Raw genomic sequence first — 26380 nt, 5'->3', positions numbered from 1 at the left:
AGTAAGAACAATGGCAGTTGTTAAGTGTAAACCTACATCTCCGGGTCGTCGCCACGTTGTTAAAGTGGTTAACCCAGAGTTGCATAAAGGTAAGCCTTATGCACCGTTGCTTGATACAAAAAGCAAAACTGGTGGTCGCAATAATAATGGTCGTATCACTACCCGTCATATCGGTGGTGGTCATAAACAACATTATCGTATTGTCGACTTTAAGCGTAATAAAGATGGTATTCCAGCAGTTGTTGAACGTTTGGAATATGATCCGAACCGTAGTGCAAATATTGCATTGGTTCTATATAAAGACGGTGAACGTCGTTATATTTTAGCGCCTAAAGGCTTAAAAGCAGGTGATCAGATCCAATCTGGTGTTGATGCAGCGATTAAAACAGGTAACTGTTTACCAATGCGCAATATTCCAGTAGGTTCTACCGTGCATAATATTGAAATGAAACCAGGTAAAGGCGGACAACTTGCTCGCTCAGCTGGTAGCTATGTTCAAATCGTTGCTCGTGATGGTGCTTATGTAACATTACGTCTACGTTCAGGTGAAATGCGTAAAGTATTATCTGATTGCCGCGCCACTATTGGTGAAGTGGGTAACTCAGAACATATGCTTCGCGTACTAGGTAAAGCGGGTGCAACGCGTTGGCGTGGTGTTCGTCCTACTGTTCGTGGTACAGCAATGAACCCGGTAGATCATCCACATGGTGGTGGTGAAGGTCGTAACTTTGGTAAACATCCTGTGTCTCCATGGGGTCAAAAAGCCAAAGGATTGAAAACGCGCAGCAACAAACGTACTGATAAGTATATTGTTCGCCGTCGCAATAAGAAATAATTAATATAGAGGATTAGCTATGCCACGTTCTCTCAAGAAGGGTCCTTTTATTGACCTACACTTGCTGAAGAAGGTAGAGAAAGCGGTGGAAAGCGGGGACAAGAAACCAATTCGTACTTGGTCCCGTCGTTCAACGATCTTTCCTAACATGATCGGATTGACCATCGCTGTCCATAATGGTCGTCAGCACGTTCCAGTTTATGTTTCCGACGAAATGGTTGGTCATAAATTGGGTGAATTCGCGCCGACTCGTACTTATCGCGGCCACGCTGCGGATAAGAAAGCTAAGAAGAAATAAGTAGGAGAAAGAGATGGAAACAATTGCAAAGTACCGCCACGCTCGTTCTTCTGCACAAAAAGTTCGCTTAGTTGCAGATCTTGTTCGCGGTAAAAAAGTGTCTCAGGCACTTGATATTTTAACGTACACCAATAAAAAAGCGGCTGTACTTGTTAAAAAAGTATTAGAGTCTGCTATTGCTAATGCAGAGCATAACGATGGTGCTGATATTGATGATCTGAAAGTTGCGAAAATTTTCGTAGACGAAGGCCCAACCATGAAGCGTATTATGCCTCGTGCGAAAGGTCGTGCAGATCGAATTTTGAAGCGTACGAGTCACATCACCGTGATCGTCTCAGATCGCTAGGCTGGAGAATAGCAATGGGTCAAAAAGTAAATCCAAATGGTATCCGACTAGGCATCGTCAAGCCTTGGACATCTACATGGTATTCGGGTACAAAGACATTCGCTGATAATTTAGAAAGTGATTTTAGAGTGCGTGAATTCTTAAATAAAGAATTAGCACAAGCATCAATCTCTAAAATTGTTATCGATCGTTCAGCAGAAACTAACGTTCGCATTACTATTCACACTGCTCGTCCAGGTATTGTGATTGGTAAAAAAGGTGAGGACGTTGAAAAATTACGTAATGCCGTAGCTTCTATTGTCAATAAATACAAAGACAAAAAAGAGAAACGTGATGTTGCAGTACAAATTAATATTGCTGAAGTTCGTAAACCAGAACTAGACGCTAAATTAGTTGCTGACAGTATTACCTCTCAGTTAGAACGCCGTGTTATGTTCCGTCGTGCAATGAAACGTGCGGTTCAAAATGCAATGAAGGCGGGTGCTAAAGGTATCAAAGTTGAAGTAAGTGGTCGTTTAGGCGGCGCTGAAATTGCTCGTAGTGAGTGGTATCGTGAAGGTCGCGTACCATTACATACATTAAGAGCGGACATCGACTATGGTTTATCAGAAGCATTGACTACCTATGGTATTATTGGTGTTAAAGTGTGGATCTTCAAAGGTGAGATCCTTGGTGGTATGGCTGCCGTTGAACAAGCAGAAAAACAACCTGCTGCTCAACCGAAAAAGCAGCGCAAAGGCCGAAAACAATAAGGAGCGTCGCTGATGTTACAACCAAAGCGTACAAAATTCCGTAAAGTGCACAAGGGCCGCAATCGTGGTCTTGCTGTGAGTACTGATGTAAGTTTCGGTACATTCGGTCTTAAGGCTGTGGGTCGTGGTCGTTTGACTGCGCGCCAGATCGAAGCAGCACGTCGTGCAATGACTCGTGCAGTTAAGCGTCAAGGTAAAATCTGGATTCGAGTTTTCCCTGATAAACCAATTACTGAAAAACCACTTGAAGTGCGTATGGGTAAAGGTAAGGGTAACGTTGAATACTGGGTTGCTCAGATTCAACCAGGTAAAGTCCTTTATGAAATGGACGGTGTACCGGAAGAAGTTGCTCGTGAAGCATTTGCGTTGGCAGCTGCAAAACTGCCAATTAAAACCACCTTTGTGATTAAGACGGTGATGTAAATGAAAGCAAAAGAGCTACGCGAAAAAAGCGTTGAAGAGTTAAATACTGAACTTCTTAATTTATTACGTGAGCAATTTAACTTACGTATGCAATTAGCTGGAGGTCAGTTAACACAAACTCATATGTTAAAACAAGTGCGTCGTAATATTGCACGAGTTAAAACGTTATTAACTGAGAAGGCGGGTGCGTAATATGACTACTGAAGTAAAAATTCGTACTCAGCAAGGTCGTGTTATTAGCGACAAAATGGATAAATCTATTACTGTAGCTATTGAACGTAAAGTGAAGCATCCGTTATATGGTAAGTTCATTAAACGTACGACTAAATTGCATGTACATGATGAAAACAACGAGTGTGGTATTGGTGATACTGTAGAAATTAAAGAGTGTCGTCCATTATCAAAAACCAAATCTTGGACTCTTGTTCGAATCGTTGAAAAAGCAGTTAGCTAATCAAATTTGATTAAAAACTGTACATAATATAATAAACGGCTCACCGGCCGTTTATTTTATGCTATCCATTTTATTTGAGTGGTGTTATACTATGCGCCCTCACGTAAGTGGGTTTTTGGTTGTCTATTCTTATCCATGGTAGTTGAGGTGGATGAAGGTAGATTAGACAATAATTAATTTATACGGAGCATTAAAATGATCCAAGAACAGACTAGGCTCGATGTTGCTGATAACTCTGGCGCACGTAGCGTAATGTGTATCAAGGTTCTCGGTGGATCGCATCGTCGTTATGCAGCGGTAGGTGATATCATCAAAGTTACCATTAAAGAAGCTATTCCACGTGGTAAAGTTAAAAAAGGTGATGTACTTAAAGCTGTGGTGGTGCGCACTCGAAAAGGTGTTCGTCGTCCTGATGGATCTGTCATTCGTTTCGATCGCAATGCTTGTGTTATTTTAAATAATAACAGTGAGCAACCGATTGGTACGCGTATTTTTGGACCGGTCACTCGTGAACTTCGTTCTGAGAAGTTTATGAAGATCATTTCATTAGCACCAGAAGTACTGTAAGGAGCGGGTAATGGCAGCTAAAATCCGTCGAGAAGATGAAGTTATCGTGTTAGCCGGTAAAGATAAAGGTAAACGCGGTAAAGTAAAAAGTGTTTTGTCTACTGGTAAAGTGATTGTTGAAGGTATCAATTTGGTGAAAAAACACCAAAAACCAGTACCTGCATTAAATCAAGAAGGTGGAATTGTTGAGAAAGAAGCGCCAATTAACGTTTCTAACGTAGCAATTTTTAACCAAGATACAGGCAAAGCAGATCGCGTAGGCTTTCGTTTTGAAGACGGTAAAAAAGTCCGTTTTTATAAGTCTACTAATAAATTAATCAATTAAGTAATTTGGAGTGTACGATGGCGAAACTGCATGATTACTACAAAGCACAGGTAGTAAATAAACTGCAAGAACAGTTTGGCTACAAATCTGTCATGCAAGTCCCTCGGATCGAAAAGATCACCTTGAATATGGGTGTGGGTGAAGCAATTACTGATAAGAAATTATTAGATAATGCGGTTGCAGATTTAGCAGCAATCAGTGGTCAAAAACCACTAGTCACTAAAGCACGCAAATCAGTTGCTGGTTTTAAAATCCGTCAAGGGTATCCTATTGGTTGTAAAGTCACTTTACGTGGCGAACGTATGTGGGAATTTTTTGAACGTCTAGTTTATATTGCTCTTCCTCGTACTCGAGATTTTCGTGGTTTAAGCGCAAAATCTTTCGATGGTCGTGGTAACTATAGCATGGGTGTTCGTGAACAAATCGTTTTCCCTGAAATCGATTATGATAAAGTTGATCGTGTTCGTGGTTTAGATATCACTATCACAACAACAGCACAATCTGATGAAGAAGGCCGAGCTTTATTATCTGCCTTTAACTTCCCATTTCGTAAGTAAGGTAGGGCATAATGGCTAAACAATCAATGATTGAACGCGATAAAAAACGCGTAAAGCTAGCAGAAAAATATTTTGCAAAGCGTCAAGAATTAAAAGCGATTATCTCTGATCTTAATGCATCAGATGAAGATCGTTGGAATGCAGTGCTTAAATTGCAAACGCTTCCTCGTGATTCTAGTCCATCACGTCAACGTCGTCGTTGTCGTCAAACCGGTCGTCCTCATGGCGTCCTTCGTAAGTTTGGTTTAAGCCGTATTAAGGTTCGTGAATCAGCCATGCGTGGTGAGATTCCTGGTCTTAAAAAGGCAAGTTGGTAATCAGGGGAGTGTTATAGATGAGCATGCAAGATCCTATAGCAGATATGTTGACCCGCATTCGTAACGGTCAAGCTGCGAATAAAGTTGCAGTCACCATGCCTTCCTCTAAGCTAAAAGTGGCAATTGCCAATGTGCTAAAAGAAGAAGGTTATATCGGGGACTATAAAGTAGTTGGTGACACTAAACCAGAATTGGAAATCACTTTAAAATATTTCCAAGGTAAGGCTGTAGTAGAAAGTATTAAACGTGTTAGCCGTCCAGGTTTACGTATTTATAAACGTAAAGATGAATTACCAAAAGTAATGGCTGGATTAGGTATTGCAGTTGTTTCTACTTCTAAAGGTGTTATGACTGATCGTGCAGCACGCCAAGCAGGTCTTGGTGGTGAAATTATCTGCTACGTAGCGTAAGGGAGAAAAAAATGTCTCGTGTTGCAAAAGCACCTGTCGTTGTTCCTGCTGGCGTAGAGGTAAAACTCAATGGTCAGGTAATTACGATTAAAGGTAAAAATGGCGAGTTATCTCGTACAATAAATAATGCAGTTGTTATTAATCAAGCAGAAGGCCAGATTACATTTGCGCCTCGTGACGGTTTTGCTGACGCTTGGGCGCAAGCAGGTACTGCTCGTGCATTGATTAATGCAATGGTTATTGGTGTTACTGAAGGTTTTACTAAAAAACTTCAGCTAGTTGGTGTCGGTTATCGTGCACAAGTTAAAGGTAATACAATTGGCTTATCTCTTGGTTATTCACATCCAATTGATCACCAATTACCTGCAGGTGTAACAGCTGAATGTCCTTCGCAAACTGAAATCGTTCTGAAAAGTGCTGATAAACAGTTAATTGGACAAGTAGCTGCTGATATCCGTGCTTATCGTCGTCCTGAACCTTATAAAGGTAAAGGTGTTCGTTACGCAGATGAAGTTGTGCGTACTAAAGAAGCTAAGAAAAAGTAAGGTAACACTATGGATAAGAAATCAGCTCGTATCCGTCGTGCAACTAAAGCGCGTCGTAAGATGCAAGAACTACTTGCAACTCGCTTAGTAGTTCACCGTACTCCGCGTCATATTTATGCGCAGATTATCGCACCAAACGGATCAGAAGTACTGGCAGCGGCTTCAACATTAGAAAAAGCTATCAGTGAAAGTTTAAAATACACTGGAAACAAAGATGCAGCAGCAGCAGTTGGTAAAGCAATTGCAGAACGCGCATTAGCGAAAGATATCAAAGAAGTTTCTTTTGATCGTTCAGGTTTCCAATATCATGGTCGAGTTCAGGCGCTAGCAGATGCTGCTCGCGAAGCTGGCCTACAGTTCTAAGGTAGGAGTTAAAGATGTCAAACATCGAAAAACAAGCTGGTGAACTGCAGGAAAAACTAATCGCAGTTAACCGAGTTTCTAAAACCGTAAAAGGTGGTCGTATTTTTAGTTTTTCTGCACTAACAGTGGTTGGTGACGGTAATGGCCGCGTTGGTTTTGGATATGGTAAAGCACGTGAAGTGCCAGCAGCAATCCAAAAAGCAATGGAAAAAGCACGTCGTAATATGATTAACGTTGCGTTAAATAACGATACTTTACAGCATCCAGTTAAAGGTGCTCATACAGGCTCTCGTGTTTACATGCAACCAGCATCAGAAGGTACTGGTATTATCGCCGGTGGTGCAATGCGTGCTGTATTAGAAGTTGCTGGTGTTCGTAACGTTCTAGCTAAAGCATATGGTTCTACTAACCCAATTAACGTGGTTCGTGCGACTATTGATGGCTTAGAAAATATGAAATCTCCAGAAATGGTTGCTGCTAAGCGTGGTAAAACCGTCGAAGAAATTTTGGGGTAATTAGCCATGGCAAAGACAATTAAAATTACACAAACTCGTAGTTCTATTGGCCGTCTACCGAAGCATAAAGCAACGTTAGTTGGTTTAGGATTACGTCGTATTGGTCATACTGTTGAACGTGAAGATACACCAGCAATCCGCGGTATGGTAAACCAAGTTTATTACATGGTTAAAGTTGAGGAGTAATAGTAATGCGTTTAAATACTTTATCTCCTGCTGAAGGTTCAAAGCATGCATCTAAGCGCGTGGGCCGAGGAATCGGTTCAGGGCTAGGTAAAACTGGTACTCGTGGTATCAAAGGTCAAAAATCACGTTCAGGTGGCGGCGTTCGTCGTGGCTTCGAAGGTGGTCAAATGCCTTTATATCGTCGTTTACCAAAATTTGGTTTTACCTCACGTAAAGCTATGGTAACAGCACAAGTTCGTCTTTCTGATTTAATGAAAGTTGAAGGTGATATTGTTGACCTAAATAGCTTGAAAGTTGCTAATGTGATTAATTCACAAATCGAATATGCAAAAATCATGTTATCTGGAGAAGTTACTAAACCAGTAACAGTTCGTGGTATTCGAGTAACTAAAGGTGCTAAAGCTGCAATTGAAGCTGCTGGCGGAAAAATTGAGGAATAATTAGAAAGATGGCAAAGCAACCAGGATTAGATTTTCAAAGCACACGAGGCGGTAGTGGTGAGCTTAAAAGACGTTTATTATTTGTGCTTTTAGCGCTTATTGTTTTCCGTCTTGGTTCTTACGTTCCGGTTCCTGGTATTGATACTAAAGCGTTATCGGACTTACTACAATCATCATCTAATGGTATTGTTGGTATGTTCAATATGTTCTCTGGTGGTGCTTTAAGCCGTGCTTCAATTTTTGCTTTAGGGATAATGCCTTATATTTCTTCATCTATTATTGTGCAGTTATTAACGGCAATTAACCCTAAATTAGCAGAATTGAAGAAAGAAGGTGAATCAGGTCGTAAAAAAATCAGTCAGTACACCCGTTATGGCACATTAGCTTTAGCAATTGTACAAGCAGCTGGTATTGCGACTGGTTTACCGAATATTCCTGGTTATAGTCATGTAGTGATTAACCCAGGATTTTCTTTCTATTTTATTGCATCGATTAGCTTAGTTACTGGCACTATGTTTCTTATGTGGTTGGGTGAGCAAATCACGGAACGCGGTGTAGGTAATGGTATTTCTATCATTATCTTTGCTGGTATTGTGGCAAGTCTTCCTCATGCAATATATGAAACAATTGAACAAGCTCGTTCTGGTTCATTGCATCCGATTTTATTATTAGTCGTAGCAGCATTAGTGGTTGGTGTGACTTACTTTGTTGTTTTTGTCGAACGTGGTCAACGACGTATAGTTGTTAATTATGCTCAAAGACAGCAAGGCCGTCGTGTGTATGCTGCACAAAGTACACATTTACCATTGAAGATTAATATGGCAGGTGTTATTCCTGCAATATTTGCTTCAACAATTATTATGTTACCATCAATGATGGCTTCTTGGTTCCAAGGAAATGGTGAAGGATGGAGATATGTCTTTGTTCTTATTGGACAATACTTCTCTCATGATCAACCGTTATACATAATCTTTTTTGCCGCCGCGATTATCTTCTTCTGTTTCTTCTATACAGCATTGGTTTTCAATCCTAGAGAAACAGCAGATCAATTAAAGAAATCAGGTGCATTTATTCCAGGTATCCGTCCAGGTGAACAAACATCGAAGTATATTGACAAAGTAATGACACGTTTAACGCTAATCGGCGCTATTTACATTACTCTTGTATGTTTGGTACCAATGTTTATGACAAGCGCAATGAAAGTTCCAGTTCAATTTGGTGGAACATCATTATTAATTGTGGTTGTTGTAATCATGGATTTTATGGCACAAGTACAGACTTTAATGATGCCAAATCGTTATGAGTCAGTGTTAAAGAAAGCGAATCTTAAAGGCTATGGCCGATAAGTTAGCCAGAAGTTACGGAGAAAAAAATGAAAGTTCGTGCTTCAGTCAAGAAATTATGCAGAAATTGTAAAATCATCAAACGCAATGGCATTGTTCGTGTTATTTGCATTGAAGGTAAACATAAACAACGTCAAGGTTAATATTATTTAACTGTAAAGTTGAACTTTTGCATATTTTACTTGCCAAAGTATAGTAAAGCTGGCTAGAATAGCCAGCCTAAAAAATTTTTTTGTAGATCCATTGTTTGAGTATCCTGAAAACGGGCTTTTCAGTATGGTGGATCTGCTGAACATTAACAATAAAGGAGTGCATAGTGGCCCGTATAGCAGGCATTAACATTCCTGATCAACAACATACTGTTATTGCGTTACAAGCAATTTATGGTATCGGTAGTACTCGTGCAAAGACAATTTGTGCTGAAGCGGGTATTCCTGAACATGTTAAGATCAGAGAACTATCTGAAGATCAGATTGAACAGTTACGCGAACAAGTCGCTAAATTCACTGTTGAAGGTGATTTACGTCGTGAAGTAACTATGAGTATCAAGCGTTTATTAGACCTTGGTTGTTATCGTGGTGTGCGTCATCGTCGTGGACTTCCTGTCCGTGGTCAACGCACTAAGACTAACGCTCGTACCCGTAAGGGACCGCGTAAGCCAATCAAGAAATAATTGAGGTGATAATAAATGGCAAAGACACCTGTTCGTACACGTAAACGTGTTAAAAAGCAAGTTTCTGATGGTATAGCTCATATTCATGCATCATTTAACAATACAATCGTAACAATTACCGATCGTCAAGGTAATGCGTTGGGTTGGGCAACCGCTGGTGGTTCTGGTTTCCGCGGCTCTCGTAAATCAACTCCTTTTGCAGCTCAAGTAGCAGCAGAACGTTGTGCCGAAGCTGTAAAAGACTACGGAATTAAGAATCTGGAAGTTATGGTTAAAGGACCTGGTCCTGGTCGTGAGTCAACAATTCGTGCATTAAATGCAGCGGGTTATCGCATCACTAATATTACTGATGTTACTCCGATTCCTCATAACGGTTGTCGTCCACCAAAGAAACGTCGTGTTTAATTTTTTATTAAACATTGAATGTTTATAGGATTATTGGAGAAAAAAAATGGCAAGATATTTGGGACCAAAGCTCAAATTAAGTCGTCGTGAAGGTACAGATTTATTCCTTAAATCTGGTGTCCGAGCGGTTGACAGTAAATGTAAGTTAGAACAAGCTCCTGGACAACATGGTGCGCGTAAACCGCGTTTATCAGATTATGGTGTTCAGTTACGCGAAAAACAAAAAGTTAGACGTATTTATGGAATTCTAGAGCGTCAATTCCGTAATTACTACAAAAATGCAGCACGTATTAAAGGTAATACTGGTGAAAACCTACTTGCTCTTTTAGAACGTCGCTTAGATAACGTTGTTTATCGTATGGGATTTGGTGCAACTCGCGCTGAAGCTCGTCAATTAGTTAGTCATAAAGCTGTTCTTGTTAATGGTCATGTTGTGAACATCGCATCTTATCAAGTTTCACCTGAAGATGTTATTAGTGTTCGCGAAAAATCAAAAAAACAAGCACGTATTAAAGCCGCTTTAGAGTTAGCTGAACAACGTGAAAAACCAACATGGTTAGAAGTTGATGCTAGCAAAATGGAAGGTGTATTTAAACGCTTACCAGAACGTTCAGATTTATCTGCTGACATCAACGAACATTTGATCGTCGAACTTTACTCTAAGTAAAGTTTAGCACTTAAGAGAGGACATAATGCAGGGTTCTGTAACAGAGTTTTTAAAACCTCACCTAGTTGACGTTGTTCAATACAGCCCAACTCATGCGAAAGTGACTTTAGAGCCACTTGAGCGTGGTTTTGGTCATACTTTAGGTAATGCACTACGCCGCATTTTATTATCATCTATGCCGGGATATGCAGTGACCGAAGTTGAAATTGACGGTGTTCTGCATGAGTATAGTACTAAAGAAGGCGTTCAAGAAGATGTGCTTGATATTCTGCTTAATTTGAAAAAATTAGCGGTTCGTGTACATACTAAAGATGATGTTATGCTGACTTTAAATAAATCAGGCGTTGGTGCTGTAACTGCATCAGATATCACTCACGATGGTGATGTTGAAATTGTTAATCCTGATTTAGTAATTTGTCATCTTACTGATGCCAATGCTTCAATTAGTATGCGTATTCGTGTACAACGAGGACGTGGTTATGTCCCTGCTTCTGCTCGAGTTAAGTCAGAAGATGAAGAGCGACCAATTGGTCGTCTATTAGTTGATGCATGTTATAGTCCAGTTGAGCGTATTGCATATTCTGTTGATGCTGCTCGTGTGGAACAACGTACCGACTTAGATAAACTGGTTATCGATATGGAAACTAATGGTACTATCGATCCAGAAGAATCTATTCGTCGCGCATCTACTATTTTGGCTGAACAACTTGAAGCTTTTGTTGATTTACGTGATGTACGTCAACCAGAAGTCAAAGAAGATAAACCGGAATTTGATCCAATTCTTTTACGTCCAGTAGATGACTTGGAATTAACTGTTCGGTCTGCTAATTGCTTAAAAGCAGAAGCAGTTCATTATATTGGTGATTTAGTGCAACGTACTGAAGTCGAGTTACTTAAAACCCCTAATCTTGGTAAAAAATCTCTTACTGAAATTAAGGACGTGCTCGCATCTCGTGGTTTATCTTTAGGCATGCGTCTTGAGAATTGGCCACCAGCAAGTATTGTTGAAGACTAAGATAAAATTTATATAAGAAGGATAAAGTTATGCGCCATCGTAAAAGTGGTCGTCAACTGAACCGAAATAGCAGCCATCGTCAAGCGATGTTTCGTAATATGACAAGTTCATTAGTTGAACATGAAATTATCAAAACAACATTGCCTAAAGCAAAAGAGTTGCGTCGTGTCGTTGAGCCGTTAATTACGTTAGCTAAAAGCGATAGCGTAGCTAATCGCCGTCTGGCTTTCGCTCGTATCCGTGATAAAGATACAGTAAAAAAATTATTTTCAGATTTAGGTCCACGTTTTGCTACCCGTCCAGGTGGTTATGTTCGCATTTTAAAATGTGGTTTCCGTGATGGAGATAATGCTCCAATGGCTTATATTGAATTAGTTGATCGCCCTGCGGTAGAAGCAGAAGCAGCAGCTGAATAAAAATAATTAAAGCTTAAACTAAAACCGGCTATTTAGCCGGTTTTTTATTATCTAGATATTACCTAATTGAGTATTTTTATTACTACAATTTTACGATTTGCTTTGCAATAATTATGAATTTAGAGTCGGTATTTACAACTTTAGCTGGCGTAATTGTTTATTTGGGCGATGGACAAAATGGGTCAGTTGTTTCTTGATTTTAATTTCTCTGCTTTCTTATCGAGGGTATAATTTTATTGGTAAAAAGTAGATTTTAGAGCTCCTCGAATTATTAAACTCGTAGTTAATAGTGAGGAGGCGGTGTTTCTTCTGATAAATTAGCAATATTTGAGGTTTGTGTAGCCTGTAACTTTTGTGACAATAACATTAATTGTTCTTTAAGTTTGCTGATATCTGCTTGAAGATTAACAACCATTTGATTGAGTTCTTCAATGGTCATTTCTTGGAATGCGACTTTAGTTTCTAATAATTCCAGTTGTTGGTTCATAGTTTATTCATTAATTGGTTTAGTAATTTTATATTGTAAGTAAAAGTAATTATAAAATCCATCCTCGTTCGGCAAAAGAAACATACTCTCCCTTACCAATCACAAGGTGATCAACAATGCGAACATCTATTAATTCACAAACTTGTTCAATTTTCTTTGTTAATATCCGGTCAGCTTGACTTGGTTCAGCCAATCCTGATGGATGATTATGAGCTAAAATTAATGCTGCTGCATTGTGTTGTAATGCCCGTCTAGCTACTTCTCTCGGATGAACCTCTACACAATTATAGGTTCCAACAAACATCTCTTCAGAAGTAATGACATGATGTTGATTGTCTAAAAATATCACCATAAAAATTTCACGATCTTTATCCATTAAGCGACTAGCTAGGTAATGATGGGTCAAGCTTGGCGATGTTAAGTAATTTTCATGGCTTATTTTAACTTTCAAATAACGATTAGAAAGTTCAACAACCGCTTTTAACTGAGTATATTTTGCAGTTCCAAGACCTTGTTTTTTACAAAACTCATCGTGGCTAGCATTTATTAAATGATAAAATGAGCCAAATTCATTTAATAATTTTTGCGATAAATCTAGGACAGGTAAATTACGTATACCTGTGCGTAAAAAAAGGGCGAGTAATTCCGCATCAGATAGTGTTTCGACACCAAATAGTAATAATTTTTCTCGAGGCATTAAGGTGGTTTTTTTTTCTGACATAATTGGATTCTTGTTATTCACACAAAATGTGATTATTAGCTATGTTGTGAAAAATAATAAGTAGAGATATATAACGTTGTGAACAAGTTCGCAGTAATGAAATTATTTTTACAGCAAATAAAAAAGCGCTTGTTAGCGCTTTTTAACTGGTTATTTATTTGAAAACTAATGACAGCCACATCCGCCGTGACCACCGCCACAACAACCGCTTTCTTCTTCATCTTCATCATGGTCATGTCCGCCACAACCGCAGCCACCATGCCCGTGGTCGTGACCATGCGCACCATGAATATGTCCATGCGATATTTCATCTGGTGTTGCTTCACGAATTGCTAATACTTCGACATTGAAATTTAGATCTTGGCCTGCTAGCATATGATTGCCATCGATAGTTACACTATCGCCATCAATTGCAGTAATTTCAACAGGTAAAGAGCCTTGATCAGTGTCAGCAAAAAAACGCATACCGACTTCAAGTTCGTCAACACCAACAAAAACGTCACGTGGCACATTTTGTACTAGTGCATCATTAAAATCACCATAAGGATTAACTAGTTCAACGTCAAATTTATCACCAACTTGATGGCCTTCTAAGGAATTTTCAAGATCTTGTAATAAGTTTCCTGCACCGTGTAGATATTCGAGTGGTGCTACTGTTGTTGCTTCATCAACTAAAACACCATCTTTAGTACGAACTTGATATGCTAAACTTACCACTGTGTTTTTTGCTATTTTCATGTTTTCTCCAACAAACTGTTACTGAGCAAATAGTGTTAGATTTTAACGGAAAAAAATCCAACTGTATGCTATTTTTTCGTATTTTAACTAGTTTTGCTAATGTTTTATTTTTTTGAAGTGCTTTTGTTTCAAGAGACCAATTTTAATTGGTAAATAATAGTTGGATAGCTAGTTGAAATCAATTAAGCTGATAGCGTGAATTTTAAACAGTACTTTATTGTAACTAATATTAAATTATTGCTAATGACTAAAAATAGTGAGGAAAGGGGGATTTTATGTTGAAAGTTAATGATTATTTTGAAGGGAAAGTGAAATCTATCGGCTTTGAAAATGGTTCTACCGGTAAAGTCTCTGTTGGCGTGATGTTGCCAGGTGAATATATTTTTAATACTGATAATCCAGAGGAAATGACCGTCATAACCGGTTCACTTAAAGTGTTATTGCCTACGGCAAATGATTGGCAAATATTTGAAGCTGGACAAGTTTTTCATATTGCTAAAGAAAGCAAATTCGATGTTCAGGTTTCAGAACCAACCGCTTATTTGTGTCGTTACCTCGCAAAATAAAGATGCACCAATGTATTACAAATAATATTATTAAATTAACCATTGGATTCTACAGCACGATTTATATTCTATTGAAAAATTTGATCATATGTTATTTGGGTAATGATAATTTATTAGATTTTTAAGGTTCTATAAAATAGACTTAATGATTATTAAATCATCATAATTGTATTTTAATTGTCAAAAAGTGATAGATAATTTTTAGAATTAAGATACTGAGCTTTTGATTTATATTAGCTAATATAGCAAGAATTTACCGATAAAATTAATTAGTAAAAATTTTATGTTTTGAATTAGACAGCAATATTAATTTACTCTATACAAAAGTTTGATTATCTAGAGGTTAAGATAAAAAATATCACGGTGATAAATTAAAAAATAAGGTGTCAGTTATTTATTCTGACACCTTATTTCATTTAAGTTTATATTATTTAAGTTCTAATTCATTCATAGCAGCGATGCTAAATCCACCATCTACATGAATAACTTCACCGGTAATACCTGAAGATAGGTTCGAACATAAGAATGCTGCTGAATTACCCACATCTTCGATGGTTACTGTTCGGCGAATAGGAGTGACTGATTCACAGTGTGATAACATCTTTTTGAAATCTTTGATACCTGATGCCGCTAAAGTACGAATAGGACCTGCTGAAATCGCATTTACACGTATACCTTCAGGTCCCATAGCATTAGCCATGTAACGTACGTTTGCTTCTAGAGATGCTTTAGCAAGACCCATCACATTATAGTTAGGAATTGCACGCTCAGCACCTAGGTAAGAAAGGGTAACTAATGCTGAATCAGGATTAAGCATTGAACGACACGCTTTAGCCATCGCGACAAAGCTATAAGAGCTGATATCATGGGCAATTGCAAAACCTTCACGCGTTACGGCATTAACATAGTCACCATCTAGTTGATCTCCTGGCGCAAAAGCAATAGCGTGTACAAAACCATCAAATTTATCCCATGTTTTTGCTAACTCAGTAAATAACGATGTGATACTGTCATCATGTGCCACATCGCAAGGTAAAACGATTTTAGAATTAAAATCAGCAGCAAACTCTTCAACGCGGCCTTTTAATTTTTCGCTTTGATAAGTAAAAGCTAATTCAGCACCTTCTCGGTGCATCGCTTTTGCAATACCGTAAGCAATAGAACGATTACTTGCCACGCCGGTAACCAGTATGCGTTTACCTGTTAAAAATCCCATAAATTATTCCTCTAATATTTTTTACTATATAGTCTAGAATGTTGATGATTATATGTTGATATAGTTAACTTCGCTACTATAAATTCATTTTTACCTATTTAATTGCCATTTTATTTTTAAAAAAGAGGTTGTTTATTGGGTTAATAGTTGACTATAATACTCAACTATTAAATAGCTTCGTTTGGTAAATAGTGATGAAAGATTTAGTTTGCTATAAAACGCTACCAGTTTGGGATGTAACAACTCTACCGAAAATGTTTTGTGAAAAGCATAATACCCAAGTAGGAACATGGGCAAAATTAAACATTATTAAAGGTCGTGTGAATTTTGATATGTTAACCGAGCAAGGCGAGATCATTTCGCAACATGTTTTTGATGTTGAGCATCAACCGCCTTTTATTCAGCCTCAACAATGGCATCGAATAGCTAATGTATCCGATGATTTACAGTGCCAACTGGCTTTTTATTGCCAACCTGAAGATTATACACATAAAAAATATCAAATGACGCAAACCCATTCTGACGTATCAGAAATCTGTCAAATGATTCAAGCCGGAAAAGCGTTAGATTTAGGTTGTGGTTCAGGTCGTAATTCACTCTATTTGCAGCTACTTGGTTTTGATGTTGATGCCGTTGATAAGTCAGAGATGAGTATTAATAATTTACAGCAAATTATTGCCAATGATCATTTAGCGCATATCAATGCATCTATTTATGATATAAACCAAGCTAATTTAACAGGTAATTATGATTTAATTATTTCAACCGTTGTGATGATGTTTTTACAACCTAATAGAATTCCCGATATTATTCACAATATGCAAACGATAACTAAATCAGGCGGTTATAATTTAATTGTTTGTGCTATGTCAACGGATGATTTTCCTTGCACAGTTGGCTTTTCGTTTACGTTTAAAGAGAATGAATTACGTAATTATTATCAGGATTGGCAGATTATAAAATATAATGAGGATGTTGGCGAATTGCATAAAACGGATATCCATGGCAACCGAATAAAACTCCGTTTTGCGACACTATTCGCCAAAAAACCATAATATTACAGGATGTTTCCTGTAATATATTATTTTTTACTATTGGTTATTACCCAGTATTTTACCAACTTCAAACCACGCTTTTCGAGAGTTTAATAAATCTTGGGCTGACATTGGTTTTTTACCTGCTGGTTGTAATACTGTCATATTTAACGCCCCATCGCTAGTGGCAATACAGATGCCTTTTTTATCAGCCTGCAAAATGGTGCCGATGGGTTGATTATGTTCAACAGTAATAACTTGAGCTTGCCAAACTTTTACGGGTTCACCATTTATTTCAAAATAACTAACTGGCCACGGGTTAAATGCCCGCACACATCGTTCCAGTTGTTTCGCTGATAAATTCCAATCTAATTTAGCTTCTTGTTTAGATAATTTTTCGGCATAAGTGGCTTGTGATTGTTGTTGCTTTTCAGGTTTAACTTTTCCTTGGTTAATTAGTGTTAGCGTATCAAGTAATGCTTGAGGGCCTAATTTAGCCAATTTTTCATATAATGTTGCACTAGTATCATTCGCTTCAATTGGACAAGCTAATTTATACAGCATATCACCGGTATCAAGGCCAGCATCCATTTGCATAATGGTGATGCCGGTTTCACTATCACCAGCCCAACAGGCGCGCTGAATTGGCGCTGCACCTCGCCATCGAGGTAATAAAGAACCGTGAACATTTAAGCATCCTAGCTTTGGCATATCAAGCACAGCTTGAGGTAAAATCAATCCATAAGCAACCACAATCATAATATCAGCATTTAGATCGGCAATGATTTGCTGATTTTCTTCTGTTTTTAGTGTGGCCGGTTGATAAATGGGAAGATTATTTTCGATTGCTAATTGTTTTACTGGGCTTGCCGTTAATTTATTTCCTCGACCTGCAGGTCTATCTGGTTGACTGAAGACGGCGATGACATTATGGTTTGAGTTAATTAATGCTTCTAAATGTGTGGCAGCAAAATCAGGTGTACCTGCAAAAATAATATTTAAGGGATTTGTTGTTGATGTCATGAGTGATAATATCCATAATCAAAATATAATAGATAGTATACTTCAAATTGTTCTAAGAATCTTTAATCACAAAAGTATACCCCTAATAGATATCACTTTTGTGTTATATAAAAAATATTACGTAGGTTACAGCGGTAAGTTACGTTGAATCATCGCATTTTTGTAAATTTCATAAGAGTTGGTAAAAAGTTTTTTGATAAAATAATAGTAAAAAAATCCACCAAAAATTCCGCCACAAAATATGCCCATAACAACCGCCGTTATGATAATTTTAGATTTATTATCAATAGTATTTTTCGCATCATTATATAATTTGATTAATCTTTCATCTGATGTTTTATTATTATTTATTGATTTTTTTACTGTTAATGTATGTAACACTGTTAATATATAAATAAATAAACTAAAACTGCCAATTAGGCATGTCATTATGCCTATAAACATGAAAAATTGTTGAGCATTACTCATTTTCTAACTCCTTATTCCTTAAATTATCTTATCATCCAGACACTTTATAGCAACAGTAACATATATTGTGATAAATATTTTCTTATTATTTAAAATGGAAAAAAGATTGGTACTAATGCTATATCAACAGCCATCACTAGAAAAGTTAATGGTACGCCAATCTTAACAAAATCACTAAAGCTATATCCTCCTGGAGCCACTACCATTGTTTTAATTGGTGATGAAACAGGTGTAATAAATGAAGCCGATGTTGCAATCGCCACTGTCATAGCAAATGGATACGGTGAATAGCCAAATTTTATGGCTAAATCAATCGCAATTGGTGCAATCAAAATTGCTGTTGCGGTATTAGAAATAAATAATCCCACCGTTGAGCACAATAAAAAGATAAAGGTTAACACCATATAAGGACCAAACGATCGTAAATGAATTTCAAGCCATTCCGAGATTAATGAAATTCCCCCAGTTTTATTTAAAGCTACTGCAAAAGGCATCATACCAATAATGAGAATTAATGTTGGCCAATGAATCGATTTATAGGCATTAGCCATATCAATACAACGTGTTGCTCCCATTAATAGACAGGCGATGAGCGCGGCAACAACATTTGGCACAATTCCGGTAACCATTAAGATGATCATTAAGGCTAGATTAAATAGTGCTATATAGGCTTGCGAGCTAGCAGGGGCTACATCATCAATATCTGATGGATAATCTAACACCACAAAATCACTGGTACGAGTTTGAAGTTTTTGGATTGATCCCCAATCGCCACACACCAAAAGTGTATCACTCATTTCTAAGCGTTCTTGGAATAAGTTATTAGTCTCAACAGGAGCATGATTTCGCCAAATACCAATCACGGTTAAAAAATATTTACTTCTAAAATCTATCTCATTAAGCGTTTTACCACATAATGATGATTCTGGGAGTAATGCTACCTCGGCCATGCCAACTTCTTTTACTTGTTCAGAAAAATATTCACCACGTAAAATTTTGGGTTCAAGATTATTGGTCGTTAAAAATGTACGGTAATCTGCTTCGGAATGGGACATATCCAATAAAAGAATATCGTTTTCTCTAAATTCGGTGGTTCCATTAACCGGAATAAGGACTTTTTGAAACTTTCGCCAACGTTCGATACCAATAACATTTACTCCGTGTTCACTGCGTAAATGTAAACCGTCAATAGTTCGACCAACAAAAGGGGATCCTGCAAGAATTTGCGCTCGATGCGCTCGACCAATTAATTTATAATCTCTAATCAGGTCGGTAATTTTACGCCTTTGTGGTTGACTATTGGTTGGTGTAATTTGGTCGGCTGTCAGTAACCAATTGCGAGTTAGTACGCAATAAATAACACCAACGATTAATACTCCAAGACCTATTGGTGTAATAGAGAAGAAACTAAACTCGGTTAAATTTGCTCGACTCAGTTCACTATTCACTACTAGGTTTGGTGCAGTAGCAACTAGGGTCATCATGCCACTAATTAGCGCAGCAATACATAGTGGCATCATTAGTTTTTTTACATGTATACCGGTATGATTGGCAATGCTAATCGCTACTGGAATAAATATTGCTACAACACCTGTTGAGCTCATGATCGATCCTAATAATGCTATACCTAACATAATAAATGTTATAATTCGTATATCATTTTGACCCGCTGCTTTTAATATGTATTCACTCATTTTGTAAGAGATACCGGTTCTTACTAGGCTTTCCCCAATAACAAATAGCAATGCGATTAAGATAATGTTTGGATCGCTAAATCCTGAAAGTGCTTCTGCAGGGGTTAATACCCCGGTAACGGTGATTGCGGTTATAATGAGAAGTGCGATAATATCCATTCTTAATTTACTGAATGAAAACAGTAGAATAGCAATAAAAAGTAATAAACAAACAGTAATAAGAGGATAATATTCGATTATATAACTAGGCAAAAAAGCCGACATTGATGATACAAAACTATGCCCAGATGACAAATGTTCCACAAAAAGTAGCTCTATAGTGTTGAGTAGATTTTCGACATAATACCTTGATTTATAGTAATAGGGAATATCTTCAAATAAAGATTATTCCATGCCGTCATTTGTCATTATGACATTTTTAACATTTTCTGCTGTTTTATTTTCCGACTATTCGCATTCATAAAACTTAGGTGTAAGTTAGTTAACTTGAATTGTTTAATTCTAAACCATATTGAGGAGACCGTATGTCATCAAAAAAATCAGTTGCACAGATTATTGTTGATGTTTTAGCTCAAGCCGGTGTGAAACATTGTTATGGTATTGTTGGTGATACATTAAATCAGATTACTTCCGCTATTAAAAAAAGTGATATTGAGTGGGTACATGTTCGTCATGAAGAAGTTGGCGCTTTTGCTGCTGGCGCTGAATCCTATTTGACCGATCAAATAACAGCATGTGCTGGTTCTTGTGGACCGGGAAGTTTACATTTTATTAATGGTATTTATGAAGCACAACGTAATAAAGTACCGCTTATTTTATTGGCTAGTCAGTTGGTTACTTCTCAACAAGGAACGGATTTTCCGCAAGAAGTTGACTTTGAAGCAGTTTATAAAAACTGTTCTGTATTTTGTCAGCAAATTACTGATCCAACTCAAGCAAGGCGAATTACCACTGCAGCAGTTCAAGCTGCGATTAATCAGCGTGGGGTTGCTGTTTTAGTTATTCCTTACAATATTAGTTTAACTAAAGTTGAGGATAACAGTGAATACAATATCTATCACCCGAATCCTATTATTCGTCCATCTGATGATGAGTTGGCTAAAATTTCTAAAATTTTAAATGAAAATAGTAAAGTGACAATCTTTGCTGGGCATGGGGTATCAGACGCTCATGATGAATTAGTTGATTTGGCTCATAAATTAAAATCACCAATAGTCCACACATCAAGAGCTAAAGATTTTGTTGAATATGATAATCCCTATAATGTCGGTATGACGGGGATGTTTGGTATGGAGTCTGGCGCCACGGCTATTAAAGATTGTGATGTGCTTTTAATGTTGGGTGTTGATTTTGCCTGGTCTCAGTTTTATCCAGATAATACAATAATTATTCAGGTCGATATCGATGCTACTCATCTTGGTCACCGCCATAGTGTAGAGGTTGGTGTAGTTGGGGCAAGCAAAGCAACTTTAGCGGCATTATTACCACTAGTTGACGAAAAAACAGATACGACATTTTTGGATAAATGTTGTGAATTACACATTAAAGCAATCGATAAATTAAATAAAAAAGCGATACCATCAAAAACAGTTATTCACCCGCAATATTTAACCGAATTGATTGATAAATATGCTAATGATGATGCGGTACTTTGTGCTGATGTTGGTTCGGCGATGGTTTGGGCATGTCGCCATTTCTCAACCAATGGTAAAAGACGTACCGTTATTAGTTTAAAACACGGCACTATGGCCAATGCGATGCCACAAGCATTGGGTGTGCAAAAAGCCTTTCCTCATCGTCAAGTTATTACCTTATCCGGGGATGGTGGTATTAGTATGCTGTTAGGTGATTTATTGACTACAATTCAGGAGAATCTACCCATCAAAGTTATCGTACTAAATAATAGTTCACTTAATTTTGTTGAATTAGAACAAAAATCGGAAGGGCTTGTCGATCACTATACTGATTTAAAAAATCCTGATTTTGCTAAAGTTGCCGATGCAATGGGTTTGTATTCAATTAGAGTTGATAATTCTGATTTGCTTGAAGCGGCCGTGCAATCATTCTTGGCTCATCCTGGTCCAGCTTTATTAGATGTTAAAACAAGTGAGTATGAACTAGTTATGCCGCCGGAAATACATAGTTCACAAGTGATGGGAATGGCGCTTTATAGTGTAAAAGCATCATTGCATGGCAAAATGAAAGATGTGGTTAATTTGTTGGTGGATAATTTTGTTAAAAAATAAATCACAAAGTTAACAATTGAGTATTATCTTAAAAAATTTTGAGGAAAGGGGTTTTTTAGCCTAATTTTAACGATATCTGCCGCATATGGCGGCAGATAAGTTGAATTAAAAGCTAACGGCGCCTTCTTCTGCTGAAGTAAGATTCTCTCGAATAACCGAATAAAGTTCTCGGCCAAAGCCTCGATGTGAATCGGTTAAATCGATTGGTTCTGCTTGTCGCATTGCTAGTTCCGCTTCGTCGACCAATAATGTGATTTCGCCAGTTTGACCGTTGACACGAATCATGTCGCCTTGTTGTACTTTGCTTAACAATCCTCCAGCATAAGCTTCAGGTGTGACATGAATTGCAGCTGGTACTTTACCTGAGGCGCCAGATAAGCGACCATCAGTTAATAAGGCAACTTTATAACCGCGATCTTGTAACACGCCCAATGGTGTTATTAATTTATGTAGTTCCGGCATCCCGATAGCTTTTGGCCCTTGATAGCGTACAACTACAACACAATCTTTATTGAGGTTGCCTGCTTTATATTCTGCATCTAAATCATATTGACTATTAAAAACTACGGCAGGAGCTTCAATAATTTGATGCTCTGCAGTAACAGCAGATGTTTTCATTATGGCTCGACCTAAATTGCCTGACATAACCTTTAGTCCACCATGGGAATTGAAAGGCTTTTTGATTGATGCAATCACATTTTCATCTAAAGATTTAGTAGGGCCTTCACGGAAAATTAGTTTGCCATTTTCTAAAATTGGTTCTTTGGTATAACGGCTTAGTCCACGCCCCACAACGGTTTCAACATCTTCATGTAATAAGCCGCCAGCTAATAATTCTCTTACAAGTAATGACGTTCCACCAGCCGCTTGGAAATAATTGATATCAGCAGGTCCATTTGGATATATTCGACTAAGTAGCGGTACAACAGTTGATAAATCAGAAATATCATCCCAATTAATAATAATACCAGCAGCTTTAGCCATAGCAACAATATGCATGGTTAGGTTGGTTGACCCACCTGTTGCTAATAGAGCAACTAAGCCATTAACAATGACTTTTTCATCAACCATTTTACCGACAGGCATATAATTACCTGATTGGTTCGTTAAGCGCGTAATCTGTTTTGCGGCTGCATTTGTTAATTCGTAACGTAATGCTGTTTCTGGATGTACAAAGGCTGCACCAGGTAAATGTAAACCCATTAATTCGATGACCATTTGGTTACTATTCGCTGTACCATAGAAAGTACAGGTTCCGCTAGAATGGTATGATGCAGATTCAGATTCTAATAGATCTTCACGTGATGCTTTTCCTTCCGAATAAAGTTGGCGAATACGAACTTTTTCTTTATTCGATAGGCCTGATGGCATTGGTCCTGAAGGGACAAAAATAGCCGGTAAATGCCCAAAAGATAGCGCTCCAATAAATAACCCTGGTAAAATTTTATCGCAAACGCCAAGATAAAGAGCACCATCAAACATATTATGCGACAAGCCAACCGCAACTGACATTGCAATAACATCTCGGCTCATGAGTGAAATTTCCATTCCGGGTTCACCTTGTGTTACTCCATCACACATGGCGGGTACCCCACCGGCCATTTGACCAACAGCACCTATTTCATGTAATACTTTGCGAATTTGTTCGGGGTAAGATTCATAAGGTTTATGTGCAGATAACATGTCATTATAAGAACTGATAATGCCGATATTGCTTTTTAGTATATTTTTAAGATCATTTTTATCATCTAAACAGCAAGCGGCAAAGCCGTGTGCTAAGTTGCTACAAGGTAAACTTGCTCGAGTGACTTTTTTTAACATAGCGTGTTCTATTTTTTGTAAATAAGCCTCACGTGATGCTTTAGAACGATTAATAATACGCTGCGTTACAGCTAAAATAGTGGAATTCACATTAACCTCTCCGATCTTTTTTATTTTTTATTGTTATAAATTTATTCACAATTACATATTGAATTAATAACCTGCGTAGTTTCATTAATAACATCAATTAGCGATTGTTCAATATTGATAGCATAGACATCTTTTTCATCGGCAGTAGGTTCTTCTAAGGTGTCAAATTGTGACTGTAACATGCCAGATTTTTGGTAATGTCCTTTACGTTCAGCTAGACGCTGTGCAATAACCGCAAAACTTCCTTTTAGGTAAATAAAGTGAATATTTTTATTTTCGCCACGAATAATATCTCGATATTGTTGTTTTAATGCGGAACAAATTATGATCGAAACATCATTGACGTTACTCATCGCAAATGCGGCGTTACTAATTAGATTTAGCCACGGCAGTCTATCTTCATCATTTAGCGGAATACCGCTACGCATTTTTAATATATTGGCTTTGGGATGTAAAAAGTCGCCATCTAAAAAAGCCGCATTTAGGTTATCGGTAATTTGTTTAGCAACAACTGATTTACCACTTCCGGATACCCCCATAAAAATGAAAATATTTTTCTTCTCGGTCATTAGTTTATTCTCTAAACCACTCTGTTACGGGTAACATTTTGTCACTATATTCTTTTATTGCAATATAAAAAAGTTTCTTTTGTGACCTAGATCATATTTTTATTTGCGACCAAAAAATACTCATCTGGCTATTTTTCTTTGTTTTATTGCATTCACTATGATTTATAGCCATTTTCGGAAACTAAGTTAAAGTGAATGTACAGGGGCTTGTAGAAATGAAACTAGTTGCTAGTTAACGATTTGAAAATAATTTTTATAATCAAAATATTACATCTATGTTGATTAAATTAGTTATTGAAGTTGTGGTAAACTTTTTCTTTAGATAGTGTGTAGACTTTGATAAGTCATGATTTAAGTATAGATTACTAATATAACTGTTAAATAATAAATTTTTGATTGTATGCCCAAATTTTTATTAAACCTAAGCATACAATCAATATATCAAGCATTATTTAGTAACATCATTCATGATTTGTTTAAATGTTGAAAATGAACAAAAACCATCTTTATTCGTTGGACAATTTTCCATTTCTAATACAATTTTTTGCGGAGGAGTTTTCCTATTTAATTGGGTCAAGTTACGAATTTGATCGGTTGACTGATAAAAATATTCAATTTTCATTAATGCTTCACCAGTCTTGTTATCGCGCCATTTTTGAAATACAACTTTTCCACCAATTGGTGTAGTTTCAAATTGATTTGCCAGTGTATACGACTTAATTTTTATGGCGGAAAATAGTGATGCAACATTTGAGTCATGGCCGACTAAAAACGTAAATTTGCTTTTGTTGTTTTTTTCTGAAAATGTTTGATTGATATAATTAACTAAATTGGCTGCGATTTGTTTGGCTACAACAGGCGAACCAAATAATACGGTATTATAATTTTCTTTGATAGCGACTAATTTCTCAAATTGCTTGTTATTCTTTATTTTACCCCAGGCTATATCGGTTAATGGTGCCCCTTCGTAATATTGTAAAATAAAGGCATCCGCAATTGATGTTCCAGTACGAAGAGGACCTGTTATACCTGGTTCTTTGCCTTTTTCAATAATAAGTTTAGTTGGTAAAGCAGTAAAATCACATTGTTTATCATTTAAACAATTTGCCGAATTTGCGTAATTGATTATTTTGGACATGTCATTATAGGCGTTATCCAATTTTTTATTTAAACCTTCAATACCATTTGTATCAGCAATTTGATTGATTGATGCAATGGCAGACTCTTTAAATGTTGGGCTATCATCTTTAATTACAGGAAAGAATGTAGGATCCATAGTGCCTAATTTTTCTTTATGAATAATTGGGACAATGCAACCAGGAAAAGCGCCAACCGCAAAGTACTGACCAGTTGCGATAGTTCGTTGTAAGCTATTAGTATAAATATATACTTCTTTTTCTGTTGGACATGTATTTTCGCTTAATAATTTATTGTCAACTAACCATTCACTAAAATAATGTCCAAAATAACTTTCTAATACTCCACCTCGGGTAGTTAAATAACTAGCAGGTGTATCCCATTGTGGCCATTGATTAGGGGTTACTTTACCTAAAGTACTATTTGGACTAGCTAATGGAGCTCGTAATCCATGACGGCTGAAAACCACCACTTGTTCTAATGTATAATTATCTACTGTTTCTAATGCTTGTGTTGAGAAAGATAAAGCAAAAGATAGGCCTAATATTAATTTTAATTTTCGCATAAATAACCTCTTAAGTAACGTTCGAGGAGATAAGATCACCATGATATTGCTTGTGATAAGTAGGAGGTAAACACCAATAATTATTTCAATTAAATAGTATATTTTTACTCTATATTACTTATCGATCCTTATATAATAAGAGGAAAGAAAATG

The 26380-nt window shown here is 37.2% G+C and carries 37 protein-coding genes; 27 read left to right on the top strand and 10 right to left on the bottom strand.

Translation table 11 applies throughout. From position 1 onward, the window contains the following. Window positions 1-10: 10 nt before the first annotated feature. From rplB to rplQ, 24 genes are all read left to right on the top strand, one after another. Window positions 11-835, top strand: a complete 825-nt coding sequence (gene rplB, locus H3U97_RS07575; protein ID WP_034902376.1) for a 50S ribosomal protein L2 — start codon at window positions 11-13, stop codon at window positions 833-835. Window positions 836-854: 19 nt separating this feature from the next. Further along, window positions 855-1133 (top strand): 30S ribosomal protein S19, encoded by a 279-nt coding sequence (rpsS, locus tag H3U97_RS07570; RefSeq protein ID WP_024496505.1) that lies wholly within the window; start codon window positions 855-857, stop codon window positions 1131-1133. A gap of 13 nt (window positions 1134-1146) precedes the next feature. Then, entirely contained in the window at window positions 1147-1479 is a 333-nt protein-coding gene (gene rplV, locus H3U97_RS07565) for a 50S ribosomal protein L22 (RefSeq protein WP_034884235.1), read from the top strand. Window positions 1480-1493: 14 nt separating this feature from the next. After that, window positions 1494-2231, top strand: a complete 738-nt coding sequence (gene rpsC / locus H3U97_RS07560) for a 30S ribosomal protein S3 (protein ID WP_034884234.1) — start codon at window positions 1494-1496, stop codon at window positions 2229-2231. A 12-nt stretch (window positions 2232-2243) separates the two neighbouring features. Beyond that, window positions 2244-2654, top strand: a complete 411-nt coding sequence (gene rplP / locus H3U97_RS07555) for a 50S ribosomal protein L16 (RefSeq protein WP_025314389.1) — start codon at window positions 2244-2246, stop codon at window positions 2652-2654. Then, complete coding sequence (rpmC, locus tag H3U97_RS07550) at window positions 2655-2846, top strand: 50S ribosomal protein L29 (RefSeq protein WP_034902373.1); 192 nt, start codon at window positions 2655-2657, stop codon at window positions 2844-2846. 1 nt (window position 2847) lies between these two features. Next, window positions 2848-3108: a 30S ribosomal protein S17 gene (gene rpsQ, locus H3U97_RS07545; RefSeq protein WP_025314391.1), complete on the top strand. Its 261-nt coding sequence runs from the start codon at window positions 2848-2850 to the stop codon at window positions 3106-3108. A gap of 195 nt (window positions 3109-3303) precedes the next feature. Further along, complete coding sequence (gene rplN, locus H3U97_RS07540; RefSeq protein WP_025314392.1) at window positions 3304-3675, top strand: 50S ribosomal protein L14; 372 nt, start codon at window positions 3304-3306, stop codon at window positions 3673-3675. A 10-nt stretch (window positions 3676-3685) separates the two neighbouring features. Continuing rightward, window positions 3686-4000, top strand: a complete 315-nt coding sequence (gene rplX / locus H3U97_RS07535; protein ID WP_034884230.1) for a 50S ribosomal protein L24 — start codon at window positions 3686-3688, stop codon at window positions 3998-4000. Window positions 4001-4017: 17 nt separating this feature from the next. Beyond that, window positions 4018-4557, top strand: coding sequence for a 50S ribosomal protein L5 (gene rplE / locus H3U97_RS07530; RefSeq protein ID WP_025314394.1), 540 nt, complete (start codon window positions 4018-4020; stop codon window positions 4555-4557). Window positions 4558-4568: 11 nt separating this feature from the next. After that, window positions 4569-4874: a 30S ribosomal protein S14 gene (gene rpsN, locus H3U97_RS07525; RefSeq protein WP_025314395.1), complete on the top strand. Its 306-nt coding sequence runs from the start codon at window positions 4569-4571 to the stop codon at window positions 4872-4874. A gap of 17 nt (window positions 4875-4891) precedes the next feature. After that, on the top strand, window positions 4892-5284 hold the full coding sequence (gene rpsH, locus H3U97_RS07520) for a 30S ribosomal protein S8 (RefSeq protein WP_034902370.1): 393 nt from the start codon (window positions 4892-4894) through the stop codon (window positions 5282-5284). A gap of 11 nt (window positions 5285-5295) precedes the next feature. Beyond that, on the top strand, window positions 5296-5829 hold the full coding sequence (gene rplF, locus H3U97_RS07515; protein WP_034902367.1) for a 50S ribosomal protein L6: 534 nt from the start codon (window positions 5296-5298) through the stop codon (window positions 5827-5829). 9 nt (window positions 5830-5838) lie between these two features. Next, window positions 5839-6192, top strand: a complete 354-nt coding sequence (gene rplR, locus H3U97_RS07510) for a 50S ribosomal protein L18 (protein WP_034902364.1) — start codon at window positions 5839-5841, stop codon at window positions 6190-6192. Window positions 6193-6206: 14 nt separating this feature from the next. Further along, window positions 6207-6707 carry a 30S ribosomal protein S5 gene (gene rpsE, locus H3U97_RS07505; RefSeq protein ID WP_025314399.1) on the top strand — a complete coding sequence of 167 codons (501 nt, stop codon included), beginning with the start codon at window positions 6207-6209 and terminating at the stop codon, window positions 6705-6707. A gap of 6 nt (window positions 6708-6713) precedes the next feature. Further along, window positions 6714-6893 (top strand): 50S ribosomal protein L30, encoded by a 180-nt coding sequence (gene rpmD / locus H3U97_RS07500; RefSeq protein WP_025314400.1) that lies wholly within the window; start codon window positions 6714-6716, stop codon window positions 6891-6893. A 5-nt stretch (window positions 6894-6898) separates the two neighbouring features. Further along, window positions 6899-7333, top strand: a complete 435-nt coding sequence (gene rplO, locus H3U97_RS07495; protein ID WP_034902361.1) for a 50S ribosomal protein L15 — start codon at window positions 6899-6901, stop codon at window positions 7331-7333. Window positions 7334-7341: 8 nt separating this feature from the next. Further along, window positions 7342-8679 carry a preprotein translocase subunit SecY gene (gene secY / locus H3U97_RS07490; RefSeq protein ID WP_065577882.1) on the top strand — a complete coding sequence of 446 codons (1338 nt, stop codon included), beginning with the start codon at window positions 7342-7344 and terminating at the stop codon, window positions 8677-8679. A gap of 26 nt (window positions 8680-8705) precedes the next feature. Continuing rightward, window positions 8706-8819 (top strand): 50S ribosomal protein L36, encoded by a 114-nt coding sequence (gene rpmJ, locus H3U97_RS07485; protein ID WP_034884218.1) that lies wholly within the window; start codon window positions 8706-8708, stop codon window positions 8817-8819. A gap of 173 nt (window positions 8820-8992) precedes the next feature. Next, window positions 8993-9349, top strand: a complete 357-nt coding sequence (rpsM, locus tag H3U97_RS07480) for a 30S ribosomal protein S13 (RefSeq protein WP_034902358.1) — start codon at window positions 8993-8995, stop codon at window positions 9347-9349. Between the two features lie 15 nt (window positions 9350-9364). Then, the gene (gene rpsK, locus H3U97_RS07475; protein WP_025314405.1) at window positions 9365-9754 is read left to right on the top strand and encodes a 30S ribosomal protein S11; all 390 of its coding nucleotides are present in this window, start codon (window positions 9365-9367) and stop codon (window positions 9752-9754) included. A gap of 46 nt (window positions 9755-9800) precedes the next feature. Further along, window positions 9801-10421, top strand: a complete 621-nt coding sequence (gene rpsD, locus H3U97_RS07470; protein ID WP_065577881.1) for a 30S ribosomal protein S4 — start codon at window positions 9801-9803, stop codon at window positions 10419-10421. Between the two features lie 25 nt (window positions 10422-10446). Continuing rightward, window positions 10447-11436 (top strand): DNA-directed RNA polymerase subunit alpha, encoded by a 990-nt coding sequence (gene rpoA / locus H3U97_RS07465; protein WP_034902352.1) that lies wholly within the window; start codon window positions 10447-10449, stop codon window positions 11434-11436. A 29-nt stretch (window positions 11437-11465) separates the two neighbouring features. Beyond that, window positions 11466-11852: a 50S ribosomal protein L17 gene (gene rplQ / locus H3U97_RS07460; RefSeq protein ID WP_034884211.1), complete on the top strand. Its 387-nt coding sequence runs from the start codon at window positions 11466-11468 to the stop codon at window positions 11850-11852. 283 nt (window positions 11853-12135) lie between these two features. On the opposite strand, the gene H3U97_RS07455 is transcribed toward rplQ, so the two are convergent. The 3 genes from H3U97_RS07455 to slyD form a co-directional block, all read right to left on the bottom strand. Beyond that, window positions 12136-12339: a SlyX family protein gene (locus H3U97_RS07455; protein WP_034902349.1), complete on the bottom strand. Its 204-nt coding sequence runs from the start codon at window positions 12337-12339 to the stop codon at window positions 12136-12138. 49 nt (window positions 12340-12388) lie between these two features. Next, the gene (radC, locus tag H3U97_RS07450; protein ID WP_034902346.1) at window positions 12389-13060 is read right to left on the bottom strand and encodes a DNA repair protein RadC; all 672 of its coding nucleotides are present in this window, start codon (window positions 13058-13060) and stop codon (window positions 12389-12391) included. Between the two features lie 165 nt (window positions 13061-13225). Further along, on the bottom strand, window positions 13226-13798 hold the full coding sequence (gene slyD, locus H3U97_RS07445) for a peptidylprolyl isomerase (protein ID WP_034902343.1): 573 nt from the start codon (window positions 13796-13798) through the stop codon (window positions 13226-13228). A 275-nt stretch (window positions 13799-14073) separates the two neighbouring features. Between slyD and ppnP the strand changes: the two genes are divergently transcribed. Next, window positions 14074-14364 carry a pyrimidine/purine nucleoside phosphorylase gene (gene ppnP, locus H3U97_RS07440; RefSeq protein WP_034902339.1) on the top strand — a complete coding sequence of 97 codons (291 nt, stop codon included), beginning with the start codon at window positions 14074-14076 and terminating at the stop codon, window positions 14362-14364. Window positions 14365-14791: 427 nt separating this feature from the next. Here ppnP and fabI read toward each other — a convergent pair whose 3' ends face one another. After that, the gene (fabI, locus tag H3U97_RS07435; RefSeq protein ID WP_034902336.1) at window positions 14792-15580 is read right to left on the bottom strand and encodes an enoyl-ACP reductase FabI; all 789 of its coding nucleotides are present in this window, start codon (window positions 15578-15580) and stop codon (window positions 14792-14794) included. Between the two features lie 194 nt (window positions 15581-15774). On the opposite strand from fabI, the gene tehB reads away from it, so the two are divergent. Next, window positions 15775-16635 carry an SAM-dependent methyltransferase TehB gene (gene tehB / locus H3U97_RS07430; protein ID WP_065577879.1) on the top strand — a complete coding sequence of 287 codons (861 nt, stop codon included), beginning with the start codon at window positions 15775-15777 and terminating at the stop codon, window positions 16633-16635. A 36-nt stretch (window positions 16636-16671) separates the two neighbouring features. Here tehB and fmt read toward each other — a convergent pair whose 3' ends face one another. The 3 genes from fmt to H3U97_RS07415 form a co-directional block, all read right to left on the bottom strand. Next, complete coding sequence (gene fmt / locus H3U97_RS07425; RefSeq protein ID WP_110452978.1) at window positions 16672-17637, bottom strand: methionyl-tRNA formyltransferase; 966 nt, start codon at window positions 17635-17637, stop codon at window positions 16672-16674. A 126-nt stretch (window positions 17638-17763) separates the two neighbouring features. Then, window positions 17764-18105, bottom strand: a complete 342-nt coding sequence (locus H3U97_RS07420; protein ID WP_198198634.1) for a hypothetical protein — start codon at window positions 18103-18105, stop codon at window positions 17764-17766. A gap of 89 nt (window positions 18106-18194) precedes the next feature. Beyond that, window positions 18195-20063 (bottom strand): SLC13 family permease, encoded by a 1869-nt coding sequence (locus H3U97_RS07415; RefSeq protein ID WP_065651339.1) that lies wholly within the window; start codon window positions 20061-20063, stop codon window positions 18195-18197. A gap of 260 nt (window positions 20064-20323) precedes the next feature. On the opposite strand from H3U97_RS07415, the gene H3U97_RS07410 reads away from it, so the two are divergent. Further along, window positions 20324-22045 carry a thiamine pyrophosphate-dependent enzyme gene (locus H3U97_RS07410; protein WP_198198633.1) on the top strand — a complete coding sequence of 574 codons (1722 nt, stop codon included), beginning with the start codon at window positions 20324-20326 and terminating at the stop codon, window positions 22043-22045. A gap of 105 nt (window positions 22046-22150) precedes the next feature. On the opposite strand, the gene edd is transcribed toward H3U97_RS07410, so the two are convergent. From edd to agp, 3 genes are all read right to left on the bottom strand, one after another. Further along, a complete protein-coding gene (gene edd / locus H3U97_RS07405) occupies window positions 22151-23956 on the bottom strand; it encodes a phosphogluconate dehydratase (RefSeq protein WP_086321196.1) in 1806 nt (601 codons plus the stop codon). A 41-nt stretch (window positions 23957-23997) separates the two neighbouring features. After that, window positions 23998-24525 (bottom strand): gluconokinase, GntK/IdnK-type, encoded by a 528-nt coding sequence (locus H3U97_RS07400; RefSeq protein WP_198198632.1) that lies wholly within the window; start codon window positions 24523-24525, stop codon window positions 23998-24000. Window positions 24526-24973: 448 nt separating this feature from the next. Further along, window positions 24974-26227, bottom strand: coding sequence for a bifunctional glucose-1-phosphatase/inositol phosphatase (gene agp / locus H3U97_RS07395; protein WP_086321197.1), 1254 nt, complete (start codon window positions 26225-26227; stop codon window positions 24974-24976). Window positions 26228-26380 lie beyond the last annotated feature (153 nt).

The organism is Gilliamella sp. W8128 (genome assembly GCF_016100545.1).
Lineage (GTDB): Bacteria > Pseudomonadota > Gammaproteobacteria > Enterobacterales > Orbaceae > Gilliamella > Gilliamella apis.
Note: the sequence above shows the minus strand (reverse complement) of the source record. Positions and strands in the feature narration are given on the sequence as shown.

Excerpts from the sequence above, each read along its gene's own strand:
- rplB (WP_034902376.1), top strand. The coding sequence starts at position 11 with ATGGCAGTTGTTAAGTGTAAACCTACATCTCCGGGTCGTCGCCACGTT.
- rpsS (WP_024496505.1), top strand. The coding sequence starts at position 855 with ATGCCACGTTCTCTCAAGAAGGGTCCTTTTATTGACCTACACTTGCTG.
- rplV (WP_034884235.1), top strand. The coding sequence starts at position 1,147 with ATGGAAACAATTGCAAAGTACCGCCACGCTCGTTCTTCTGCACAAAAA.
- rpsC (WP_034884234.1), top strand. The coding sequence starts at position 1,494 with ATGGGTCAAAAAGTAAATCCAAATGGTATCCGACTAGGCATCGTCAAG.
- rplP (WP_025314389.1), top strand. The coding sequence starts at position 2,244 with ATGTTACAACCAAAGCGTACAAAATTCCGTAAAGTGCACAAGGGCCGC.
- rpmC (WP_034902373.1), top strand. The coding sequence starts at position 2,655 with ATGAAAGCAAAAGAGCTACGCGAAAAAAGCGTTGAAGAGTTAAATACT.
- rpsQ (WP_025314391.1), top strand. The coding sequence starts at position 2,848 with ATGACTACTGAAGTAAAAATTCGTACTCAGCAAGGTCGTGTTATTAGC.
- rplN (WP_025314392.1), top strand. The coding sequence starts at position 3,304 with ATGATCCAAGAACAGACTAGGCTCGATGTTGCTGATAACTCTGGCGCA.
- rplX (WP_034884230.1), top strand. The coding sequence starts at position 3,686 with ATGGCAGCTAAAATCCGTCGAGAAGATGAAGTTATCGTGTTAGCCGGT.
- rplE (WP_025314394.1), top strand. The coding sequence starts at position 4,018 with ATGGCGAAACTGCATGATTACTACAAAGCACAGGTAGTAAATAAACTG.
- rpsN (WP_025314395.1), top strand. The coding sequence starts at position 4,569 with ATGGCTAAACAATCAATGATTGAACGCGATAAAAAACGCGTAAAGCTA.
- rpsH (WP_034902370.1), top strand. The coding sequence starts at position 4,892 with ATGAGCATGCAAGATCCTATAGCAGATATGTTGACCCGCATTCGTAAC.
- rplF (WP_034902367.1), top strand. The coding sequence starts at position 5,296 with ATGTCTCGTGTTGCAAAAGCACCTGTCGTTGTTCCTGCTGGCGTAGAG.
- rplR (WP_034902364.1), top strand. The coding sequence starts at position 5,839 with ATGGATAAGAAATCAGCTCGTATCCGTCGTGCAACTAAAGCGCGTCGT.
- rpsE (WP_025314399.1), top strand. The coding sequence starts at position 6,207 with ATGTCAAACATCGAAAAACAAGCTGGTGAACTGCAGGAAAAACTAATC.
- rpmD (WP_025314400.1), top strand. The coding sequence starts at position 6,714 with ATGGCAAAGACAATTAAAATTACACAAACTCGTAGTTCTATTGGCCGT.
- rplO (WP_034902361.1), top strand. The coding sequence starts at position 6,899 with ATGCGTTTAAATACTTTATCTCCTGCTGAAGGTTCAAAGCATGCATCT.
- secY (WP_065577882.1), top strand. The coding sequence starts at position 7,342 with ATGGCAAAGCAACCAGGATTAGATTTTCAAAGCACACGAGGCGGTAGT.
- rpmJ (WP_034884218.1), top strand. The coding sequence starts at position 8,706 with ATGAAAGTTCGTGCTTCAGTCAAGAAATTATGCAGAAATTGTAAAATC.
- rpsK (WP_025314405.1), top strand. The coding sequence starts at position 9,365 with ATGGCAAAGACACCTGTTCGTACACGTAAACGTGTTAAAAAGCAAGTT.
- rpsD (WP_065577881.1), top strand. The coding sequence starts at position 9,801 with ATGGCAAGATATTTGGGACCAAAGCTCAAATTAAGTCGTCGTGAAGGT.
- rpoA (WP_034902352.1), top strand. The coding sequence starts at position 10,447 with ATGCAGGGTTCTGTAACAGAGTTTTTAAAACCTCACCTAGTTGACGTT.
- rplQ (WP_034884211.1), top strand. The coding sequence starts at position 11,466 with ATGCGCCATCGTAAAAGTGGTCGTCAACTGAACCGAAATAGCAGCCAT.
- H3U97_RS07455 (WP_034902349.1), bottom strand. The coding sequence starts at position 12,339 with ATGAACCAACAACTGGAATTATTAGAAACTAAAGTCGCATTCCAAGAA.
- radC (WP_034902346.1), bottom strand. The coding sequence starts at position 13,060 with ATGTCAGAAAAAAAAACCACCTTAATGCCTCGAGAAAAATTATTACTA.
- slyD (WP_034902343.1), bottom strand. The coding sequence starts at position 13,798 with ATGAAAATAGCAAAAAACACAGTGGTAAGTTTAGCATATCAAGTTCGT.
- ppnP (WP_034902339.1), top strand. The coding sequence starts at position 14,074 with ATGTTGAAAGTTAATGATTATTTTGAAGGGAAAGTGAAATCTATCGGC.
- fabI (WP_034902336.1), bottom strand. The coding sequence starts at position 15,580 with ATGGGATTTTTAACAGGTAAACGCATACTGGTTACCGGCGTGGCAAGT.
- tehB (WP_065577879.1), top strand. The coding sequence starts at position 15,775 with ATGAAAGATTTAGTTTGCTATAAAACGCTACCAGTTTGGGATGTAACA.
- fmt (WP_110452978.1), bottom strand. The coding sequence starts at position 17,637 with ATGACATCAACAACAAATCCCTTAAATATTATTTTTGCAGGTACACCT.
- H3U97_RS07420 (WP_198198634.1), bottom strand. The coding sequence starts at position 18,105 with ATGAGTAATGCTCAACAATTTTTCATGTTTATAGGCATAATGACATGC.
- H3U97_RS07415 (WP_065651339.1), bottom strand. The coding sequence starts at position 20,063 with ATGTCGGCTTTTTTGCCTAGTTATATAATCGAATATTATCCTCTTATT.
- H3U97_RS07410 (WP_198198633.1), top strand. The coding sequence starts at position 20,324 with ATGTCATCAAAAAAATCAGTTGCACAGATTATTGTTGATGTTTTAGCT.
- H3U97_RS07400 (WP_198198632.1), bottom strand. The coding sequence starts at position 24,525 with ATGACCGAGAAGAAAAATATTTTCATTTTTATGGGGGTATCCGGAAGT.
- agp (WP_086321197.1), bottom strand. The coding sequence starts at position 26,227 with ATGCGAAAATTAAAATTAATATTAGGCCTATCTTTTGCTTTATCTTTC.